At 75.0% G+C, this 2088-nt stretch carries 2 protein-coding genes; one reads left to right on the top strand and one right to left on the bottom strand.

Features of this window, described 5'->3' with window-relative positions:
* A partial coding sequence (locus SACSA_RS23155) for an LCP family protein (protein WP_019818347.1) occupies nt 1-1022 on the top strand: 1022 nt, incomplete at its 5' end.
* Nucleotides 1023-1032: 10 nt separating this feature from the next.
* Here the strand turns inward: SACSA_RS23155 and ftsY are convergent.
* A partial coding sequence (gene ftsY / locus SACSA_RS0114850) for a signal recognition particle-docking protein FtsY (protein ID WP_019818346.1) occupies nt 1033-2088 on the bottom strand: 1056 nt, incomplete at its 5' end.

Below are 2088 nucleotides of genomic sequence, written 5' to 3'. Positions count from 1 at the left end.
TGCGCCTGTCCGAGGCCGTGGTGGCCGCGGCGGTGAATGCCCGGACACACCGCACGAGTCGTGGGGCGATCGCGGCGGTCGGCGCCGCCGTGGCGCTGGCGGTGGCCGCGGCGGTGGTGCTCGTGCCCCGGCTGGTCGGCGACGGCCACAACACCGTGCCGCCCGCCGCGTCCCCCGCTCCGACCACCGTGCTGCTGGCGGGCATGGACGGCACCGGCCACAGCGACTCGCTCGTCCTGGCGCGCTTCGGCCCCGACTCGGTGAACGCCGTCTCGGTGCCCCGGGACAGTCTGGTGGCCGTGCCCGGCCATGGCCGGCAGCGGGTGAGCTCGGCCTACCTCACCGGACGTGCCGACGCCAGGGACGCGGGCGCCGAGGATGGCGAGGCCGCCCGCGCCGGAGCCCGGCTGCTCACCGCGACGGTGAGCGAACTGACCGGCACGACGATCGACCACGTCGCGATGGTCGAGATGTCGGCCTTCGCCACGCTCGCCGACGAGGTGGGCGGGGTGGAGGTGTGCGTGCGCGCCGCCCACCACGACCGGTACTCCGGGGCCAGACTCCAGCCGGGGAGCCAGCGCCTCACGGGTACTGAGGTCCTCGCCTTCCTCCGGCAGCGGCACGGGCTGCCGGAGGGCGACCTCGACCGGATCGTGCGCATGCAGGCCGTTCTCCGTGCCTGGACACACGCCGCCGTCACCGACGGGTGGTCGCTCGGCGCCCGGGCCGACCGGCTTGCCTCGCTCGTGACCGAGCACGTGCGCATCGAGCCCGCGCTGGACGTCCTCGGACTGGCGCGGCGCGTGGCCTCGCTCGACGAGACGGACCTGCGGATCGCCACCATCCCGGTCGCCGAGGCCGAGACCACGATGTCCGGCACAAGGGGCCTCGCCGTCGACCCGGTCGAGGTCCGCGCGTTCACCAGGGCGTTTCTCGACGGCGCGGGGGAGTCGGCGGGACACGCCCCGCCGGCCGCCCCGCACACCACACTGCCGCCCGGCCCGGCCCCCTGCGTCGACTGAGCGCTCGCCCTCAGGTCAGCAGGGCGTCGACGAAGGCGCCCGGCTCGAAGGGGGCCAGATCGTCCGGGCCCTCTCCGAGACCGACGAGCTTGACCGGCACACCGAGCTCCCGCTGCACCTGGAAGACGATGCCGCCCTTCGCGGTGCCGTCGAGCTTGGTGAGCACGATGCCGGTGACGTCGACGACCTCCGAGAACACCCGCGCCTGCGCGAGCCCGTTCTGGCCGGTGGTCGCGTCGAGCACCAGCAGCACCTCGTCGACCTTGGCCTGCTTCTCCACGACGCGCTTGACCTTGCCCAGCTCGTCCATGAGGCCGGTCTTGGTGTGCAGGCGACCGGCGGTGTCGATCAGCACCGCGTCCACGCCGCTGGCGGTCCCGCGCTTGACCGCGTCGAAGGCCACCGAGGCCGGGTCGGCGCCCTCCTTGCCGCGCACGACCTCGGCACCGACCCGCTCCGACCACGTCTGGAGCTGGTCGGCCGCCGCGGCACGGAACGTGTCGGCCGCACCCAGCACCACGTGGTGATCCTGGGCCACGAGCACCCGGGCGAGCTTGCCGGTGGTGGTGGTCTTGCCGGTGCCGTTCACCCCGGCCACGAGCACCACGGCAGGCTGCTTGGCGCCGTCAACGGTGTGCGGCAGGGCGCGCACGGCCCGGTCGGAGGTGGGGCCGAGCGCGTCGACCAGCACCTCCCGCAGCAGCGCCCGCGCCTGCTCCGGCGTGCGCACACCCCGCGCGGAGAGCTCGGTGCGCAGGCGCTGGACGATCTCCGTCGTCGTCGCGGCACCGAGGTCGGCCACCAGCAGCGTGTCCTCGACGTCCTCCCAGGAGTCCTCGTCGAGATCCCCCGCGCCGAGCAGGCCGAGCAGGCCCTGCCCGAGCGCCGAGCGCGACTTGGACAGCCTGCCGCGCAGCCGCTCGATGCGCCCGCCGACCGGAGCGGGTTCCTCGACGGGTACGGGCTCCTCGACCGGCGCGGCCGGGGCGGGCGCCATGTCCGTCTCCGGGGCGGGCGCGGCCGGGACGGACGCGGCGGGAGTCTCGGGAATCGCCTCGGGCGCCGT

Origin of the sequence: Saccharomonospora saliphila YIM 90502, assembly GCF_000383795.1 — a bacterium.
Lineage (GTDB): Bacteria > Actinomycetota > Actinomycetes > Mycobacteriales > Pseudonocardiaceae > Saccharomonospora > Saccharomonospora saliphila.
This window is presented reverse-complemented; position numbering and strand designations above follow the sequence as displayed.